This window comes from Eubacterium sp. AF22-8LB, assembly GCF_003458715.1.
Taxonomy (GTDB): Bacteria; Bacillota_I; Bacilli_A; order Erysipelotrichales; family Erysipelotrichaceae; genus Holdemanella.
This window is the reverse complement of sequence record NZ_QRVI01000001.1, coordinates 134815-152255: the sequence shown is the minus strand read 5'-3', so window position 1 is coordinate 152255 and position 17441 is coordinate 134815. Positions and strand designations below refer to the sequence as shown.

Below are 17441 nucleotides of genomic sequence, written 5' to 3'. Positions count from 1 at the left end.
ATTATTCATCAGCCCATGTAATTTTCTTATTCTTAACACCTGCAATAGATGCCAATGCCAAAAGGTCATATCCCTTTTCAACAATATATGCATGCCCTTTTTGGAAAGCTTTTTCAATTACCATTCCAACACCAACAATTTCAGCTTGTGCCTGCGCAATTAAGTTTTCTGTTCCCTTGAACGCTTCACCATTTGCCAAGAAGTCATCAATGAATAATACTTTATCGCCTTTTTTTAAGTATTCTTTTTCAATACAAATTGGATATGTTTTATTCTTTGTGAAAGAGAAGACTTCCGCAAAAGCAGGATCGATCATTGTGCTCGGCTGTGTTTTCTTGATGAAAATCAATGGTACATTCAAACGGATGGCAGTCGCATAGGCTGGGGCAATACCACTAGATTCAATGGTTACTACTTTTGTGATGCCTTTGTCTTTAAAGTGTTCATAAAATTCATTTCCCATTTCATCTACTAAAGAACAGTCGATTTGATGATTTAAAAAAGCATCAACCTTTAATACCTCATCATTAATAAAATGTCCTCTAGTCTCGATTGCGTTTTTCAGTGCTTTCATTTTGCTTTCCTTCCTCTTTTCGCTTTATTTGTACAATAGTTTGTCCGATACGATGATTCTTTACTTCCTTAACATATACATCCATTAAGTCTAGACTGACTTTAAAATGTGAACCTTCATCAGGAATTTGTCCATAATGATTTAGGATGTATCCTCCAAATGTGTCACAATCCTCGTTTTCTAATGAAATGTTTAAAGCTTTTTCAACATCTTCAATGTCGGCAGAGCCATAAATTCGAAATTGATCTGCATCAATTTGTTGGATTGGATCTGGCTCATCAATATCATCATCTTCTTGGATTTCACCAAGAAGGGTTTCAATAATATCGTGTAAAGTCACGATACCGGTCATTCCTCCATATTCATCAAGTAAAACCGCAAAGTATACTTTTTTGATTTTCATTTCTTTCAATAAAACATCGGCCTTCATATTTTGTGAAATAAAGAAAGGCTGATCCATTGCTTTATTGATGACGTTATCTTGTTCAATCGAATCTAAACGGAAATAATCACGTGTATCTAGAATACCTACGACATCATCATTATCCTCATCACATACAGGATATAATGTGTGGCGATTTTCTAGAATGGTTTGTTTCCAAGTTTCTTTATCATCATTTAGATATAGACAAACAACTTCACTTCGATGCGTACAAATTTCTTCAACAGGTGTATCATCAAATTCAAATAAGTTCTCGATAAATTCTTTTTGACTTGGTTCAACACCACCACCGTTGATTACTTCATAAATATCTTCTTCGGAATAGTCTTCCTGTTCTTTTTCTACTTCAAAGCGAAGGAAGAAAGTAAATGGTGTGAATAAGGTTTGAACACCTTTCGCAATGGACATAAATGGTTTTTCAAACTGATTCTTATGTACATTCGCAAATTTTCTTGGTAATAAATCACTCAATAAAATATATACATACACCAATAGAAGTACGACTACATAAAGTAATGGAGTATGGATCATGGGTTGTAAATAGATTACACTCATCACAATGCCAAATACTTCCATGCATAGGGATAACCATTTTAATGTAGCTTGGTATTTATAAGAATCATCTTCGATTTCTTTATTTGTAGAAACGATGCTGCTTGTCATTGAAAACAAGATGTTTAGAATAAATGTAAATAAAATTAAGATGGGAAGGCTCATATTAACCCTCCTAAACTATACTGTAACGGGACTGAATCATCCGGATTCATGAAACTATCACTCCTTCATTAATACCCATTATCATACACAATTTAAAGGCTTTTTTCAATGTGATAAAGAAAACAACCAGAATAAGTCCGGCTGTTTTATTGTTGCATGTATTTATCGGCATTATTCATTAAATATTGAATGATGGATTGTCGTGTCACAATACCAATAAAAATCTGGCGATCATCGACTACGGGTACGAAGTTTTGTTTCAAAGATTGAGCGAACAATTGATCGACTGGAACATCGATTTGAACTGGTGGCGTAAAGTCTCCACGAATTAGTTCACGAATCTCCATTTGTTCTAGATCTTCTTTATGAATTGAAGGATGGTCTAATAAGTACCAAAGAAAATCCCCCTCTGTAATGGTTCCTACATAAACTCCTTCCTTATTAATAATGGGCATGGCTGTATATTTGTGCTTGCGCATGAGGGCAAGCCCATCTTCAACACTGATATTATCGTATAAATATTTAACACTATTTTTAGCCTTCAGAAAAAAGAAAACATTTTCCTGCATTGTCTATCACCTCAACGTAATAATATCATAATAATTATCATTTAAAAATCATACAATTATGGGAAATTGTGCAGAAGTATGATAGAATTTCTATAAAAGTGGAGGCAAGAAAATGGAACAATATAAAAAAGAGTTTATTGATTTCATGTTGGAATCTAAAGTATTAAAATTTGGTGATTTTACACTAAAATCAGGACGTAAATCTCCATTCTTTATGAATGCTGGTGGATATGTTACAGGTAATCAGTTAAAAAGATTAGGCGAATATTACGCAAAGGCAATCGTTGATAAATATGGTAAAGACTTCGATGTATTATTCGGACCTGCATATAAGGGAATTCCATTGGCTGTTGCGACGACAATCGCATTAGATAATTTATATGGAATGGAAGTTCGTTATTGTTCAGATCGTAAAGAAGAAAAAGATCATGGAGCTGACAAGGGAAGTTTCTTAGGAACAAAACTACAAGATGGAGATCGTGTCGTTATGATTGAAGATGTTACGACATCTGGAAAATCAATGGAAGAAACAGTACCAAAGGTTCGTGGTGCAGCAAATGTTGAAATTGTTGGATTGATGGTTTCTTTAAATCGTAATGAAAAGGGAAAAGGTGAAAAAACTGCATTAACTGAAGTTAGTGAATTATATGGTTTCCCTACTGCTGCAATCGTATCCATGCCAGAAGTGATTGAATATTTAGGAGATAAATTAGATCCTGAATTAAAATCTAGAATTGATGCATATTATGAAGAATATGGAGCTAAGGAATAGAGTCGAAAGATTCTATTCTTTTTTGTTTACTTTGCGCACTGCGGTATGTATATATAAGTGCTTTATATAAAACAAATTTAAACGTTCTGCTTTTCTTGTGTTAAAATGCAACATTTCACGTTACTTTTCACTTGTTCTGAACTAAAATAGAAGTAGATAGTGCAGTATATAAAAGCGAGGTGATGGTGTATATAATATGCTGTACCATGACTTTAAGGAAAAGACAAATAATAATTCTTACAAAAAATTTATAATTTTGGTAAAATGTCTACAACAACGAGTCTTCTTACGGGATATAATTCCAGTTGTAGAAGGCTCGATTTTTGTATATTAGGAGGTATCTTATGATAATTACAATTACACGTGAATTTGGAAGTGGTGGAAGAACCATTGCCAAGAAATTAGCTGAAAAACTAGGCTATGCTTATTATGATTATGAAATTGTGCAACAAATTGCTCAAGAAAGTGGTTTTGCGAAAGAGTATATTGAAGAAAATGGGGAAGATGCATCAAGCACAAGTACATTTGGTTTTATTTGGAATAATTATGGATATAACTTATCGGATGAACTCTATGTTGCACAAAGAAACGTTATTTGCGAATTGGCTGATAAAGGCAACTGCGTTATTGTAGGAAGATGTTCAGACTATATTCTTCGTGATCGTAAAGACGTATTGAATGTATTTATTCATGCAGACTTTGAATATCGAAAGAATCGTGTTGTTTCGGTTTATGGACAAAATGAATTTGCGCCAGACAAACGAATCAAGGACAAAGATAAACGTCGTATTGCTTACTATAAATATTACACAGATCGTAAATGGGCGGATGCTAAAAACTATCAATTGTGTTTAGACAGTGGTGTTTTGGGTATTGATAAGTGTGTGGAATTAATTGAAAAAGCCATGTAATTTTACTTTGACAAATTAAAAAAAATAAAAATATAATCACTTCGTAACGAGTGGCAGAAACAGCGTAAATCCAGTTTTCTGCTACTTTTTTATATTTTTGTAAAGTGTGTTGCTTAAAAGCGTAAGTCCAACTTATGTAGGCAATGCACTTTTTTGTGTTTTATGGAGGTAAAGAATGGAAGAAAACAACAAAATGAAAAATGAGCCAGTCAATAAGTTGATGCTTCAAATGGGTGTGCCTATGATTTTATCTATGGCTTTGCAAGCTGTCTATAATATTGTGGACAGTGCCTTTGTAGGAAATATGAAAGAAGGAAGTGAAGCCGCATTAAATGCACTTACCTTAGTTTTCCCTATCCAGATGTTGATGGTGGCCTTAGCTATTGGTACAGGCGTTGGAGTTAATGCCTTACTAGCAAGAACTTTAGGGCAAAGAAATCGTGAAAAAGCTTCTAAAGTAGCCGGAAATGGTTTGTTTCTAGCTACAGTTATTTATATTATTTGCGTATTATTCGGTTTGTTTGGTATTAAAGCCTATATATCTTCTCAAACAAGTGATGCTCTTGTGTTATCGATGAGTATCGATTATCTAAGAATTTGTTGCCTATTATCTTTTGGTGTTGTGTTCTTTTCTATATTTGAAAAACTACTCCAAGCTACAGGACGCTCCTTATATTCTACAATTGGACAAGTTACAGGAGCCGTAATCAATATGATTCTAGACCCTATCTTGATTTATGGCTTTAATTTAGGTGTGCAAGGAGCGGCTTATGCGACAGTCATTGGACAAATATTGTCGGCTTTATTATTATTTGTGTTTCATATGCGTTTTAATAAGGAATTTGATCATGGTCTTACTTATACAAAACCAAATAAGCGTATTATCAAAGAAATATATTCGATCGGACTTCCAGCCATTATTGCTCAGGCATTGATGTCATTTATGGTGTATGCGATGAACTTAATTCTAAAATTTGATGCATCTGCACAAACGGCCTATGGCCTTTTCTATAAAGTGCAACAATTTGTATTATTTATGGCATTCGGTTTAAGAGATGCGATTACACCAATCATTGCCTTTTCGTATGGTATGCAAAATAAGAAGCGTGTTAAAGATGGAATTAAATATGGCTTAATATATACTATAGTATTAATGGTCTTGGGCACTCTAATTACAGAACTATTCCCAAATTTCTTTGCCACACTATTTAATGCGGGACAATCTAGAATGTATTTTATCAGTGCTGTTCGAATCATTTCCATCAGTTTTGTGTTTGCGGGTGTGAATATCGCATTTCAAGGTGTGTATCAAGCTTTGAATGGAGGTATGGAATCCTTAATTGTATCCTTACTTCGACAAGCCATTTTCATTTTACCTTTGGCTTGGGGATTTTCAAAACTTGTCATTCAATATGATATGGATGTATCTTTGATTTGGTATGCATTTGTGATTACGGAAGTTTTATCTTGTATTGTGGGATGGGTATTTTTAAGACGAATTGAGAAAAAGAAGATGGTGTTTGATTAAGGTCAAACACTTTTTCTTTTGTGTGGTGTATAATAAAATACATATGGAGGAAACATATGGAACAAGATTCTCTATTTTCAATACAAGAAGATACAAGGCCTTTAGCGGATCGTATGCGCCCGGAAACATTAGATGAATATGTGGGACAAAAACAGCTTGTTGCCAAAGGAAATCTTTTGTGGCAAATGATTGAACATGATCAAGTGACATCGATGATTTTCTGGGGGCCACCTGGAGTTGGAAAAACGACATTGGCACGTATTATTGCACATCAGACAAAGAGTTATTTTGTAGATTTTTCTGCGGTTACAAGTGGTATAAAAGAAATCAAGGAAGTTATGAAGCAGGCAGATACGCGTAGGGCCTTGGGACAAAGAACAATTCTATTCGTAGATGAAATCCATCGTTTTAATAAGGCTCAACAAGATGCGTTTTTACCCTATGTTGAAAAGGGAAGTATCATTCTAATTGGTGCTACAACAGAAAATCCTAGTTTTGAGATCAATTCCGCTCTTTTATCTAGGTGTAGAGTGTTTGTACTAAACAGTTTGAATACGGAGGATTTAAAGGATTTGATTATTCGTGCTATTTCCAGCTCAAAAGGATTAGGCAATTTAAAAATACATATTAAGGATGAAGATATTGAAGCAATTGCCGCATTTTCAGGTGGAGATGCCCGCTTTTGTTTAAATACACTAGAGATGGTTGTTTATAATAGTCCAAGTGAATTGGATGGGATTCATGTTTCGCAGGATATATTGAAGCAATGCCTTCAAAAAAGGTCGTTATTGTATGACAAAAAAGGGGAGGAACACTATAATATTATTTCGGCTCTACATAAAAGTGTACGAAACTCCGATGTACAGGCCGCTGTATATTGGTTAGCACGTATGTTAGAGGCTGGAGAAGATCCTTTATATATCGCAAGAAGATTTGTTCGTATGGCAAGTGAAGATATTGGTATGGCAGATTCTAGAGCTTTAGAAATCTGTGTGGCAGCCTATCAGGCATGTCACTATTTGGGTGTCCCAGAATGTAACGTACACTTAACACATGCAGCTGTTTATTTGGCTTTAGCACCAAAATCAAATGCTTTAGAAGTGGCTTATAATAATGCGAAAAGTGATGCGCTAAAAACATTAGATCAGCCAGTGCCTTTACATATTCGTAATGCACCAACAAAGTTAATGAAAGATTTAGGCTACAGTAAAGGATATGAGTATTCACATGATTATGAATACCATATGACGGATATGCAGTGCCTTCCGGATGCTTTAGTTGGTAAAGAATATTATGTACCAAGTGATCAAGGATCTGAAGTGAAGGTGCGAAATCGTCTTGCGCAGATCAAACAAATCAAGGCAATGGTGCATAGAAATCGTATGATGAAGAAAAAGTAGTTGAAAAAAACTAGAATTAAGAATAGTGTATTTTATGAAATAAAGGAGTGTTAAAGTGGAAACCACTTTATGAGATACAAACAAAACTTGGAGGATTACATGAAAATAGAGATTCATAGTTTAAAAGAAACACAGGAATTTGCTACTAAAATGGCAGATCTTTGTAGAAATAAACAATTAGTTATTACATTAGATGGAGATTTGGGTGCAGGTAAAACAACTTGGACAAAGAGCTTCGGGAAAGCTTTGGGTGTAAAGAATGTGATCAATTCACCAACTTTTACAATCTTAAAGGATTATAAACAAGAAGGTGGAGTCCCTTTCCATCATATTGATGCGTATCGTTTAGAAGGAAAATGTCAGGACTTAGGTTTTGAAGATTGTTTTGATGAAGGAATTACTGTAGTAGAATGGTCAGAATTTATTGAGGAACAATTGCCTCAGGACCATATTAAAATTTCTTTTGAAGAAGGTATCGATGAAAATCGTACAGTGACATTAGAATATACGGGTCCTGTATCAAAGAGTATTGTGGAGGCATATCATGATTAGTTTATGTATGGATAGTGCTTATAAAGCATTAGTGTTAGGTTTATATAAAGAAGGAACATTGATTGATGGTGTATCTATTGAAGCATTTAAAAAACAAAGTGAAACAATCTTTGTGGAATTAAATCAATTGTTTGAAAAGACAGGTTTAGACTATAAAGATGTCGATGAAGTGATTATCACAGATGGTCCTGGATCTTATACGGGTATTCGTATTGCGATGACAATTGCGAAAGTATTCTGTACACAGATGCATAAAACATTAAAGTGCATTAGTACAATGCAGTTGTTTGCGGGCATGGATGAAAGTGCTAATGTTATTTTGGATGCGCGTAGTAAAAGAGCCTATGTAGCACACTTAGAAAAGGGTGTTGTGGTTGGTGAAACACAAATTTTAGAAGTCGATCAATTAGAAGATTTCTTAAATGAACATCCTGGGACATTATATGGGGATGGCTATTTAGTAAATCAAGAAGCTGCAAGTTGTGATTTCTTGAAGAATTTTATTGAAGTGCCAAGTCGTACAATTGAAAATGTACATGCCTTAGTTCCTCAATATTTAAAAGAAAGCGATGCTTATAAAGCATGATTTTTAAAGAAATGAAAGACACGGATCTAAGTCGTGTTTTAGAACTTGAACAAGCATGTTTTAAACAGCCTTGGCTCGAAAAAGACTGTTTATATGAATTGAATGAGAATCCTTTTTCTCATGGTTGGATCTTAGAAGATGAAGATGCAATTGTAGGCTATGCGTTTTTATGGGAAACCTTTGAAATGGCGCAGTTAGCTCGTATTGGAGTCGATCCAAACTTAAGAAAAAGAGGATATGGAAAAGAATTGATGATGCATTTGTTTGATCGAGCAAGAGAAGTAGCTTGTGAGTTTATGACATTAGAGGTTCGTGCCAGTAATGAGGCAGCATTGAATTTATACAAGAAAATGGGCTTTATTCAAGTCAATGTATCTAGGAGTTATTATCCGGATGGAGAAGATGCCATTGTGATGACATTGGCATTGTAGGAGGATTATATGATTATTATCGGAATTGAAAGTAGTTGTGATGAAACAGCCGTTGCGGTTGTTAAAGATAAGAAGGAAGTATTATCGAGTGTAGTCGCAAGCCAAATTGATGTACATACAGAATTTGGTGGGGTCGTACCCGAAGTTGCGAGCCGTATTCATGTAGAAAATATTTCGTATTGTATTGAAAAAGCATTGAAGGATGCCAATATCACTATGGAAGATGTGGATGCCGTTGCTGTTACGCAGGGCCCTGGCTTAATTGGATGTTTACATGTGGGTGTGCAGGCAGCGAAGACTTTGGCTTTTGCCTACCACAAACCATTAGTTCCTGTACATCACTTGGCAGGACATATTTATGCCAATGAATTAGTGGTGGATATGAAGTATCCTGTATTGGCACTTGTTGTTTCTGGAGGAAATACGGAACTTGTTTATATGAAGGATGAGACAAGTTTTGAAATCTTAGGAGAAACGCAGGATGATGCGATAGGAGAAGCCTTTGATAAGGTGGCTCGAGTATTGGGTCTTGGATATCCGGGTGGTCCTAAAATTGATAAATTGGCAAGAGAAGGAAAGCCGGTATATGAACTCGCAAAACCGAAGACACAGGGACGTTATGATTTTAGCTTTTCTGGATTGAAGAGTAGTGTTCTACAATTTACAAAGCGTATGGAAAGACAGGGCAAGACATTTGACATGGCTGATTTAGCTTGTTCGTTCCAAGAATGTGCATTGGATGAAATTTTCTCTCGAGTAAGAGCCGTACTAGATGATCATAAAGATATTCGTCACTTTGTAGTGGGTGGTGGAGTAAGTGCCAACTCAAGACTTCGTGAAAAAGTAGAAGAATTAAGGAATGAATATCCAGAAGTCGAATTTACTGTACCTCCAATGTATTGTTGTACAGACAATGCAAGCATGATCGGTGTTGCTGGAACGATTGCGTATCTTTCTGGCAGAAGAGGGGATGCGAGTTTAACAGCGGATTCAAGTCTAGAAATCCAATAGGAGGTTTTATGCAAGAGTTACGTTTACTTCAAGAAAAAGATTTAGAAAGTATGTATCCTATCTATGTACATTATGTAAAAACGAGTGTTGCGATTTTTGATCTTGTGCCAGATTCTTTTAATGTATTTAAAGAACATATGATGAAAATTTCAAAGACGCATCCATTTTATGTGGCACTTTATGACAATGTTTTAATTGGCTATGGATATGTGCATCCGGCTTTTTCAAAGGAAGCGTATAAGTATTGTGTAGAACTTACTATTTATTTTAAAGAAGGAAAACATTATGGTTTGCCTTCAAAAATGTTAGATCAGCTTGAAGCAGATTGTAGAAAGCTAAACGTGCGTTGGATCATTTCATGCATAACAGATTCGAATGAAGAAAGTATAGCTTTTCATAAAAAGCATGGATTTACAATGTATGGGGCACTACCATCTTGTGGTATGAAATTTGATGCATGGCATGGTGTAGTTTGGCTTTGTAAGAGATTGGATGAAGTTAAAAACGATTTTACCTGCGCAAGTAATGCAACCATCTTGGGCAATGTTTCAATTGGTGAAGGTTCAAGTGTTTGGTATAATGCCGTGATTCGTAGTGAAGAAGAAACGATTGAAATTGGGCAAGAAACCAATATTCAAGATCAGTGTGTTTTGCATACGGATTGTGGCTATCCATTAAAAATTGGTGATCGTGTTACGATTGGTCATGGGGCCATTGTGCATGGTTGTACGATTGAGAATGAGGTGCTTATTGGTATGGGGGCTGTTGTTTTAAATGGAGCCCATATAGGAAAGCATAGTGTAATTGGTGCGGGTTGTGTTGTGCCTGAAAACATGGTGATTCCACAAAGGAGTGTTGTGGTTGGAGTGCCAGCTAAGATCATTAAGAAGACTTCAGAATCTCAGATTTCTGACATTCTTTCAAATGCAGAACATTATATAAAATTATCGAAAAAATTGGGTTAGTCATTTGGCTGATCCTTTTATATATTGTAAAATCTTTGTAGTGAGGTTGACTATGGAAAACTTATTAAATTATGCACATTTAAGAAGAGATATTGACTTCTCTGTTCGCCCCTTTAACGAGGTGGATATGTTAGTATGTGCCGATCTATCTTATGTGGATTGGGATGGCATTGTGGATAAGGAAGAGGTTTCTTTAGAGGAAGCATGTCGTAAATATCTTTCTTTAAATAGTGAAGAGGAATTAAAGAGTAAGTACACATTTTCAATGAATCTTCCACATTTGATTGATGCGTTGCAAGATACGATTCGTTATGGAAGTATAAAGTTGAAGAACTATAAAAAAGTTTATAGCGATGAAGACGTGATTCAATTTAATGTTGTAACACTTGTATTGCCAGATGGATCATTCGTTGTTTCTTTTAGTGGTACAGATGGCAGTATTACGGGTTGGAAAGAAAATTTGATGATGACATATAAATCGGATCTTCCTTGTCAAAAATTGGCTAAAGATTATGTCAAAGAAACCATTGAGAATATTCCTGAAACAAGTTATTTGTTTGGATTGAAAAAGAAAAAGGTATATCCAAAGATATACTTAACGGGGCATTCGAAGGGTGGAAATCTGGCGATGTATGCCTTTTTAAAAAATCCAGAATTACAAAGATATATTGAAGGTGTGAAAAGTTTTGATGGGCCTGGCTTTGTGGATGGCTTTTGGCAAGGTGATGAGGATGTATCTAAAATCACAAACTATATTCCTAAGGATAGTATAGTGGGGCGTGTCTTACATCATCGAGAACAAACGAAAATCATGGATGCCCAAGGTTCTGGTCTAGTTCAGCATGATACACTGATGTGGAGCGTGGATGTAAAAGACTTTAATTATTGTGATTCTCTTACTAAAGAAAGTGATGATATGTTAGAATATTTAAACAAACTATTATTAAATCGCTCAATTGAAGAGAAGGAACGCTATTGTCATTTAATTGGGGAATTATTTGATCGTATGGAAATTCGTACAATTGCGGATTTAACTGAATTTTCATTTAAACAGGCGTTATCTGGAATTAAGGAGATTCGTCAATTGAATGCAGAAGAAATTAAGTTTATGTTGGAAGTTGTAAAATTTATTGCGGTGCAATCCGCTCCAATATTAGTGAAGGGAAGAAAGTAAAATGAGAAAAATAGGTTGGATAGGTGCTGGCATTATGGGCCAGCCAATGGTGATTCATTTGTTGAATAAGGGGTATGAAGTGCATGTATACGCAAGACATCCAGAAAGGGTAGAACAAGCTAAAAATGCAGGTGCTATTTTAGAAGAATCGATTGAGTCTTTGACATCCAATGTAGATGTAGTTTGTACAATGGTCGGTTTTCCTAGTGATGTTAAAGAAGTATATGATGTGATTTTTGGTTGTATTGAAGCGGGTAAAACTTGTATTGATTTTACAACTTCAAGTCCAAAATTAGCTAAAGAATTATATACAAAAGGTAAAGAATCGGGTGTTCATGTATTGGATGCGCCAGTCACTGGTGGAGATACGGGAGCTAAGAATGGTACTTTAACTGTATTGGTTGGTGCAGATAAAGAGGATTTTGAAACGAATAAAGAAATCTTTGAAGCGTTTGGAACACAAATTGAATATTGTGGTTTGGCAGGTTGTGGACAACATGTCAAGATGGCAAATCAAATTATGATTGCGAATACGCTACAAGGTATTTGTGAAGCCATGTCATATTTGAATTGTAAAGATGTGGATGAATCTTTTGTATATCGTTTCTTGCGTAATGGAGCAGCGGGATCTAAACAATTGGATTTTCAAGGTAAGAAGATGTTAGAAAATGATTATGCGCCTGGTTTTTATGTGAAGCATTTTGTGAAGGATTTAAAGATTGCGGTACAAGAGGCAAGCTTTCCTTTGTATGGTGTAAATCGTGTTATCGAAGAATATGTGGATTTAATGGATCGTGGCATGGCAGATTTGGGTACGCAATGTTTGATTGAGTTTTTTAGAAAGCCAAAAATTAAAGCGGTCATCTTTGATATGGATGGTTTGATGTTTAATACGGAAATTATGTTTAAGGATGAATTTAAAGAGAAGGCTAAAGAATTGGGTGTTTCTTGTCCAGACTATTTTCCAGAGCCATTAATTGGTTGTGATTCAAGAAAGGTTGCAGAGTTTGAAATGATGTATCCAGGTGTGACAAGAGTTATGGAAGAAATTCAAGAAGAGCGCGTGGATTATTTCTTTAAATACTTTAAAGAGCCAGGTAGTGCTAACATGATTGGCTTGCAGAATCTAATTGAGTATATTGAAGAGAATAAGATTCCTTATGCGGTTGCTTCTAGTTCGCATCCTCAGGCTATCAAAAAGTTCTTGTCGCATGCTGGTTTTGTGTTAAGTCCAAATGTGATTGTTTCTTCTAAAGAGGGATATAAATCAAAGCCGGCTCCAGATGTTTTCTTGGCAGCTGCTGAAAGATTAGGGATGGAACCAGAAAATTGTTTAGTGTTAGAGGACAGTAAGCATGGAATTATGGCAGCGGCCAATGCGAAGATGCATTCCATCTTTATTCAAGATCAGATTGCGCCAGATGACGAGATGAAGGAATATATTCAAGATTCGTGTAAGGATTTAAATGGGGTAATTGATTATTTAAAGCGTTGTAAATAATTGGTTGCTACTTTATAATATTGTTTAGGGAAACATTAGGAGGACGCAATGAAAAAAGAATTAGTCATTGTTCTTGATTTTGGAGGACAATATAATCAGTTGGTTGCACGTCGTGTTCGTGAGTGCAATGTATATTGTGAAATTTATTCATATAAAACAGATTTAGAAAAAATCAAAGCTATGAATCCAAAGGGAATCATCTTAACTGGAGGACCAAATAGTTGTTATGAACCAGATTCACCTACATATTCAAAAGAATTGTTTGAATTGGGTATTCCAGTTCTTGGCCTTTGCTATGGCGCACAATTGATGATGCATGTATTGGGTGGAAAAGTAGAAAAAGCAGATCACCGTGAATATGGTAAGACAGAGGTTCTTGTGGATAAGACTTCTTCTAAAATCTTTGAGGGTGTATCTGAAAAAACAATTTGCTGGATGTCACACTTTGACTATATTTCACAGGTAGCACCTGGTTTTGAAATTACGTCTCATACAGATAATTGTCCTTGTGCATCAAGTGAAAATGCAGAAAAAGGATTATATGCTATTCAGTTCCATCCAGAAGTATTACATACACAAGAAGGTTCAAAAATGTTATACAACTTCGTTCGTGGTGTTTGTGGATGCTGTGGTGACTGGAGAATGGATAACTTTGTTGAAGAACAAATTAAAGCTATTCGTGAAAAGGTTGGAGATGGAAAAGTTTTATGTGCCCTTAGTGGTGGTGTAGACTCTTCTGTTGCAGCTGTATTATTATCAAAAGCAATTGGTAACCAATTGACATGTGTATTTGTTGATCATGGTTTACTTCGTAAAAACGAAGGGGATGAAGTAGAGGCTGTATTTGGTCCAGAAGGTCCATATGAATTAAATTTCATTCGTGTAAATGCGCAACAAAGATATTATGAAAAGCTAAAGGGTGTTGAAGAACCAGAAGCAAAGCGTAAGATCATTGGTGAAGAATTCATTCGTGTATTTGAAGAAGAGGCTAAGAAAATTGGAAAAGTGGATTTCTTAGTTCAAGGAACAATTTATCCAGATGTTGTTGAGAGTGGTTTAGGTGGAGAATCTGCTGTAATTAAATCTCACCACAACGTTGGTGGACTTCCTGATCATGTAGATTTCAAGGAAATCATTGAACCATTACGTGACTTATTCAAGGATGAAGTTCGTAAAGCTGGTTTGGAATTAGGTATTCCTGAATACTTAGTATTCAGACAACCTTTCCCAGGACCTGGTTTAGGAATTCGTATCATTGGTGAAGTTACTGAAGAAAAAGTAAAAATTGTCCAAGATGCAGATGCCATTTATCGTGAAGAAATCGCAAATGCTGGATTGGATCGTTCAATCGGTCAATACTTTGCAGCATTGACAAACATGCGTTCAGTAGGTGTTATGGGTGATGAAAGAACATATGATTATGCCATCGCTTTACGTGCCGTTAATACAATTGACTTTATGACTGCTGAATCTGCTCAGATTCCATATGAAGTATTAAATAAAGTTATGTCTCGTATTATCAATGAGGTTCGTGGGGTTAACCGTGTAATGTATGACCTTACTAGTAAGCCTCCTGGAACAATCGAGTTCGAATAATATCAATGTAGAATCCAACATCAATCCCCACGAATATGTAATTTTCATTTTCCATGGGAACTGATCTAAGAACTACTTAGAAAACTAAATAAGAAATAAAAAATGAGACCTTGCGTTGAAAAAATGCAGGGTCTTTTTGTTTGGTAAAAAAACAAAAGAAAGTATCGAGAAGCCTTGTGTTTATGCGGTTTTCCGTTAATAAAAGTAAATTATCCTATACGAAACCTTTGAGATAATTATCGAAAAAAATACTGAAAAAAGAAAGTAAAAATTGGTGTTAAATCAACGAATATGGCGGGAGGATATTTACGAAAAATACGGGGAATCGGCTACAAATGATCAATCAAAAGTTGAAAAAGTCCTTTATTCAAGGGCTTTTTTTAATGTCTCAAGTGGTGCTGAAAACATTTTGAAAACGTATTTTGTATTTAGGGCCTTAACTAAAGGCTTTCATAAGGGTCCAAAATTGACGTTTTTTCAAAAGCTCAGGCAAAAATCACGAAAATTGACTGCTTTTTGAGTCAAAATAGGGTGATTTTGGTTAAAAATAGCCCAACTTGTTAATCGGAGGTTAACCACGGTTTACAGGTTCGTAAAAACATTAAAAAAGCCTTTAAAATAAGGCTTTCGTGAGAGTTTGCTTACACAGGATAAACTTCTGTCTTTCCTTTTTTTCGCATCGCAAGTATCGTTTTTAGTGTTAATTCAAGCATTTCATCATCATTTTCATCTTCCAATCCTTTGCCATAAAGTTTGATAAACTTAATAAGTTCATCTTGTAGACTTCTGAATACATATGGATTGCCATAAACTGTTACTTCTTTTCCTAGTATAGAGTTGATTATAAATTCTTGCTTTGTGAGTCCTGAAATTAGAACTCTACGATTTAGCAGATCAACTTCTTCTTCAGACATTCTAAATCCTACAACTACGTTTCTAAGTCTCCCATTTTGATCCAGGTTCTTCTTGCTCATCTTTTTCACCATTTCTTGAAATGTTTAATTTTTTAGCAATCATTAGATCTTTATTAGGAAACATATGCGCGTATCGATAGGTTACTTTAACACTTTCATGTCCAACACGATTTGCGATATCTACAGCACTAAATCCCATTTCAATCAGCATAGATACGTGGGAATGTCTTAAATCATGGACACGTATTCTTTTAACACCGGTTTCTCTGCATCCTCGATCCATTTCATGATGAAGACCGGATTTAGTGATTGTAAAGATACGATCATCAACTTTTAAGTAGAGGAGTCTAGAGATATAATCTTGCATCTCATCGGATAGAAAATCAGGAAGTGTTAATACGCGATTACTTTTTCTAGTTTTAGGCGTTGTGATAACATCTTTACCTTTAATATGCTGATAGGATTTGTTAATTCTTAAAGTTTTCTTTTCAAAATCAAAATCTTCAGCTGTTAAGGCAAGCAGCTCACCAAGACGTATGCCACACCAATACAAGATTTCAAATGCATGATAACTTTCTTCTTTATTCATCATTGCTCTAGAGAAAGTAAGATGTTCTTCCTTAGCCCAGAACTTCATTTCACTAACTTCTTCTTTACCCATGTTACCGGCAAGTCTAGCAGGATTGTTTTTTAATCCATAAAATCTAACAGCATAATTAAATAAAGCACTGAGTTGATTATGGATCGTTTTAAGATACGTCTGTTTATAGTTGTTATCTTTCATGACTTGATCTTGCCAATGGATAATATCTTTTGGAGTAATTTCATCTAGTTTCATTTCACCAAGATAGGGAACGATATGATGATAAAAGATATTTTGTTTGGTCATCAACGTATTTTCTTTAATACGATGTTCCATTGACATTTCCTTTTGTCACAAAACTGATAAACAAAAGAACAAGCAAAATCAATAAGCTAGGTGTTAATACCCTTCCAATACGCTGCACAAGTTTACCAGGATTCAAACACAGCCATAACGCAACAAGAAAGAAAAGAACAGAGTATAAAACCATCCATAGCGTACGATTTGCATCGTTTGGCAAATATGGTGAAACTGCCATTTCAAACGGAACAGAAGCTGCACGCGGAATACCTAGACCAGGTCCAATAGAAAGATAAATCAATACTGTAAATATGAATGCAAAACGTTTTCCAGCTTTTCCACTTAACTTATCTAATCCATCAAATCTAGCAACAAAAATGACACCAAGCACTGGCAATACAACCGCTGTTAATAAAAAACCAGCCATCGCAGTAAACGTATGTTCTCCTGCATTTTGTCCTAAGAATGGTGGAAAGATTAAATTTCCAGCTCCAAAGAACAGTGAGAACAACATAAAACTGATAACCACCATATTCTTTTTGCTTAATTTCATTTCTTTTTTCCTCCAGCACACAAAAAAAGATTCATCCCAAATCATGAGACGAATCTGATATCCGCGGTACCACTCAATTTGCATAGAAAACTATGCCACTCTACTAGACTCCAACAAGTCCGAAACCTGTAACGTGATTTATTAGGTGTATACTTACTATATTTCAGCACACAAGCTCAGAAGTGATTTACTGATTTTGTTTCCACTATCCGCTTTCACCAAATGTCGGACTCTCTTATTAGTTTCTTAGCAAAACAGTGCTCTTCGTCATTGCCTTTGATACTTCAACTATACTGAAGCAAATATGTACCGTCAATATAAAAAGGATCGAATAAAGTCCATTTTCAAGAATTCCATTCCAT

Annotated in this window: 17 protein-coding genes, 1 pseudogene and 1 other annotated feature; of the genes and pseudogenes, 12 read left to right on the top strand and 6 right to left on the bottom strand. The window is 35.3% G+C overall.

The annotated features are described in order from the left end of the window. Window position 1 precedes the first annotated feature (1 nt). The 3 genes from DWY01_RS00735 to DWY01_RS00725 all read right to left on the bottom strand — a co-directional run bounded on the left by DWY01_RS00735 (window position 2) and on the right by DWY01_RS00725 (window position 2302). Window positions 2–574, bottom strand: coding sequence for a xanthine phosphoribosyltransferase (locus DWY01_RS00735; protein WP_117992434.1), 573 nt, complete (start codon window positions 572–574; stop codon window positions 2–4). Beyond that, window positions 543–1733, bottom strand: coding sequence for a hemolysin family protein (locus tag DWY01_RS00730; protein WP_117992433.1), 1191 nt, complete (start codon window positions 1731–1733; stop codon window positions 543–545). Before DWY01_RS00730 ends, DWY01_RS00735 begins: the two co-directional genes overlap by 32 nt. A gap of 146 nt (window positions 1734–1879) precedes the next feature. Continuing rightward, window positions 1880–2302 carry a CBS domain-containing protein gene (locus tag DWY01_RS00725; protein WP_003865459.1) on the bottom strand — a complete coding sequence of 141 codons (423 nt, stop codon included), beginning with the start codon at window positions 2300–2302 and terminating at the stop codon, window positions 1880–1882. Between the two features lie 112 nt (window positions 2303–2414). Here DWY01_RS00725 and pyrE point away from each other — a divergent pair, with 112 nt between their 5' ends. From pyrE to guaA, 12 genes are all read left to right on the top strand, one after another. Continuing rightward, window positions 2415–3074: an orotate phosphoribosyltransferase gene (gene pyrE / locus DWY01_RS00720; protein WP_117992432.1), complete on the top strand. Its 660-nt coding sequence runs from the start codon at window positions 2415–2417 to the stop codon at window positions 3072–3074. A 344-nt stretch (window positions 3075–3418) separates the two neighbouring features. Next, entirely contained in the window at window positions 3419–3985 is a 567-nt protein-coding gene (locus DWY01_RS00715) for an AAA family ATPase (protein ID WP_117992431.1), read from the top strand. 175 nt (window positions 3986–4160) lie between these two features. Continuing rightward, entirely contained in the window at window positions 4161–5513 is a 1353-nt protein-coding gene (locus tag DWY01_RS00710; protein ID WP_117992430.1) for an MATE family efflux transporter, read from the top strand. A gap of 56 nt (window positions 5514–5569) precedes the next feature. Then, a complete protein-coding gene (locus DWY01_RS00705) occupies window positions 5570–6913 on the top strand; it encodes a replication-associated recombination protein A (RefSeq protein WP_117992429.1) in 1344 nt (447 codons plus the stop codon). A gap of 99 nt (window positions 6914–7012) precedes the next feature. Continuing rightward, window positions 7013–7465 (top strand): tRNA (adenosine(37)-N6)-threonylcarbamoyltransferase complex ATPase subunit type 1 TsaE, encoded by a 453-nt coding sequence (tsaE, locus tag DWY01_RS00700; protein ID WP_117992428.1) that lies wholly within the window; start codon window positions 7013–7015, stop codon window positions 7463–7465. Next, a complete protein-coding gene (tsaB, locus tag DWY01_RS00695) occupies window positions 7458–8051 on the top strand; it encodes a tRNA (adenosine(37)-N6)-threonylcarbamoyltransferase complex dimerization subunit type 1 TsaB (RefSeq protein ID WP_117992427.1) in 594 nt (197 codons plus the stop codon). The genes tsaE and tsaB overlap by 8 nt, the downstream gene beginning before the upstream one ends. Continuing rightward, window positions 8048–8482 carry a ribosomal protein S18-alanine N-acetyltransferase gene (gene rimI / locus DWY01_RS00690; RefSeq protein WP_117992426.1) on the top strand — a complete coding sequence of 145 codons (435 nt, stop codon included), beginning with the start codon at window positions 8048–8050 and terminating at the stop codon, window positions 8480–8482. Before tsaB ends, rimI begins: the two co-directional genes overlap by 4 nt. A gap of 9 nt (window positions 8483–8491) precedes the next feature. After that, on the top strand, window positions 8492–9493 hold the full coding sequence (gene tsaD, locus DWY01_RS00685) for a tRNA (adenosine(37)-N6)-threonylcarbamoyltransferase complex transferase subunit TsaD (RefSeq protein ID WP_117992425.1): 1002 nt from the start codon (window positions 8492–8494) through the stop codon (window positions 9491–9493). Between the two features lie 8 nt (window positions 9494–9501). Continuing rightward, window positions 9502–10458 (top strand): GNAT family N-acetyltransferase, encoded by a 957-nt coding sequence (locus DWY01_RS11465; RefSeq protein WP_158553623.1) that lies wholly within the window; start codon window positions 9502–9504, stop codon window positions 10456–10458. 52 nt (window positions 10459–10510) lie between these two features. After that, window positions 10511–11632: an Mbeg1-like protein gene (locus DWY01_RS00675; RefSeq protein WP_117992424.1), complete on the top strand. Its 1122-nt coding sequence runs from the start codon at window positions 10511–10513 to the stop codon at window positions 11630–11632. A gap of 1 nt (window position 11633) precedes the next feature. After that, window positions 11634–13133 carry an HAD-IA family hydrolase gene (locus DWY01_RS00670; protein ID WP_117992423.1) on the top strand — a complete coding sequence of 500 codons (1500 nt, stop codon included), beginning with the start codon at window positions 11634–11636 and terminating at the stop codon, window positions 13131–13133. A 48-nt stretch (window positions 13134–13181) separates the two neighbouring features. Next, the gene (guaA, locus tag DWY01_RS00665; protein WP_117992422.1) at window positions 13182–14729 is read left to right on the top strand and encodes a glutamine-hydrolyzing GMP synthase; all 1548 of its coding nucleotides are present in this window, start codon (window positions 13182–13184) and stop codon (window positions 14727–14729) included. Window positions 14730–15370: 641 nt separating this feature from the next. Here the strand turns inward: guaA and DWY01_RS00655 are convergent. The 3 genes and pseudogenes from DWY01_RS00655 to DWY01_RS00645 all read right to left on the bottom strand — a co-directional run. Beyond that, on the bottom strand, window positions 15371–15703 hold the full coding sequence (locus DWY01_RS00655; RefSeq protein ID WP_040466342.1) for a hypothetical protein: 333 nt from the start codon (window positions 15701–15703) through the stop codon (window positions 15371–15373). Next, a complete protein-coding gene (locus DWY01_RS00650) occupies window positions 15666–16562 on the bottom strand; it encodes a site-specific integrase (protein WP_243001928.1) in 897 nt (298 codons plus the stop codon). The genes DWY01_RS00655 and DWY01_RS00650 overlap by 38 nt, the downstream gene beginning before the upstream one ends. A gap of 10 nt (window positions 16563–16572) precedes the next feature. Beyond that, window positions 16573–17079, bottom strand: a pseudogene (locus tag DWY01_RS00645) (branched-chain amino acid transport system II carrier protein); the annotation flags it as partial. Between the two features lie 41 nt (window positions 17080–17120). Continuing rightward, window positions 17121–17359, bottom strand: a binding site (T-box leader). Window positions 17360–17441 lie beyond the last annotated feature (82 nt).

Bases quoted from the DNA above. Each gene is read 5' to 3' on its own strand.
- tsaD (WP_117992425.1), top strand. From the start codon at position 8,492: ATGATTATTATCGGAATTGAAAGTAGTTGTGATGAAACAGCCGTTGCG.
- DWY01_RS11465 (WP_158553623.1), top strand. From the start codon at position 9,502: ATGCAAGAGTTACGTTTACTTCAAGAAAAAGATTTAGAAAGTATGTAT.
- DWY01_RS00670 (WP_117992423.1), top strand. From the start codon at position 11,634: ATGAGAAAAATAGGTTGGATAGGTGCTGGCATTATGGGCCAGCCAATG.
- DWY01_RS00715 (WP_117992431.1), top strand. From the start codon at position 3,419: ATGATAATTACAATTACACGTGAATTTGGAAGTGGTGGAAGAACCATT.
- tsaB (WP_117992427.1), top strand. From the start codon at position 7,458: ATGATTAGTTTATGTATGGATAGTGCTTATAAAGCATTAGTGTTAGGT.
- DWY01_RS00650 (WP_243001928.1), bottom strand. From the start codon at position 16,562: ATGGAACATCGTATTAAAGAAAATACGTTGATGACCAAACAAAATATC.
- DWY01_RS00710 (WP_117992430.1), top strand. From the start codon at position 4,161: ATGGAAGAAAACAACAAAATGAAAAATGAGCCAGTCAATAAGTTGATG.
- DWY01_RS00725 (WP_003865459.1), bottom strand. From the start codon at position 2,302: ATGCAGGAAAATGTTTTCTTTTTTCTGAAGGCTAAAAATAGTGTTAAA.
- pyrE (WP_117992432.1), top strand. From the start codon at position 2,415: ATGGAACAATATAAAAAAGAGTTTATTGATTTCATGTTGGAATCTAAA.
- DWY01_RS00735 (WP_117992434.1), bottom strand. From the start codon at position 574: ATGAAAGCACTGAAAAACGCAATCGAGACTAGAGGACATTTTATTAAT.
- tsaE (WP_117992428.1), top strand. From the start codon at position 7,013: ATGAAAATAGAGATTCATAGTTTAAAAGAAACACAGGAATTTGCTACT.
- DWY01_RS00655 (WP_040466342.1), bottom strand. From the start codon at position 15,703: ATGAGCAAGAAGAACCTGGATCAAAATGGGAGACTTAGAAACGTAGTT.
- rimI (WP_117992426.1), top strand. From the start codon at position 8,048: ATGATTTTTAAAGAAATGAAAGACACGGATCTAAGTCGTGTTTTAGAA.
- DWY01_RS00675 (WP_117992424.1), top strand. From the start codon at position 10,511: ATGGAAAACTTATTAAATTATGCACATTTAAGAAGAGATATTGACTTC.
- guaA (WP_117992422.1), top strand. From the start codon at position 13,182: ATGAAAAAAGAATTAGTCATTGTTCTTGATTTTGGAGGACAATATAAT.
- DWY01_RS00705 (WP_117992429.1), top strand. From the start codon at position 5,570: ATGGAACAAGATTCTCTATTTTCAATACAAGAAGATACAAGGCCTTTA.
- DWY01_RS00730 (WP_117992433.1), bottom strand. From the start codon at position 1,733: ATGAGCCTTCCCATCTTAATTTTATTTACATTTATTCTAAACATCTTG.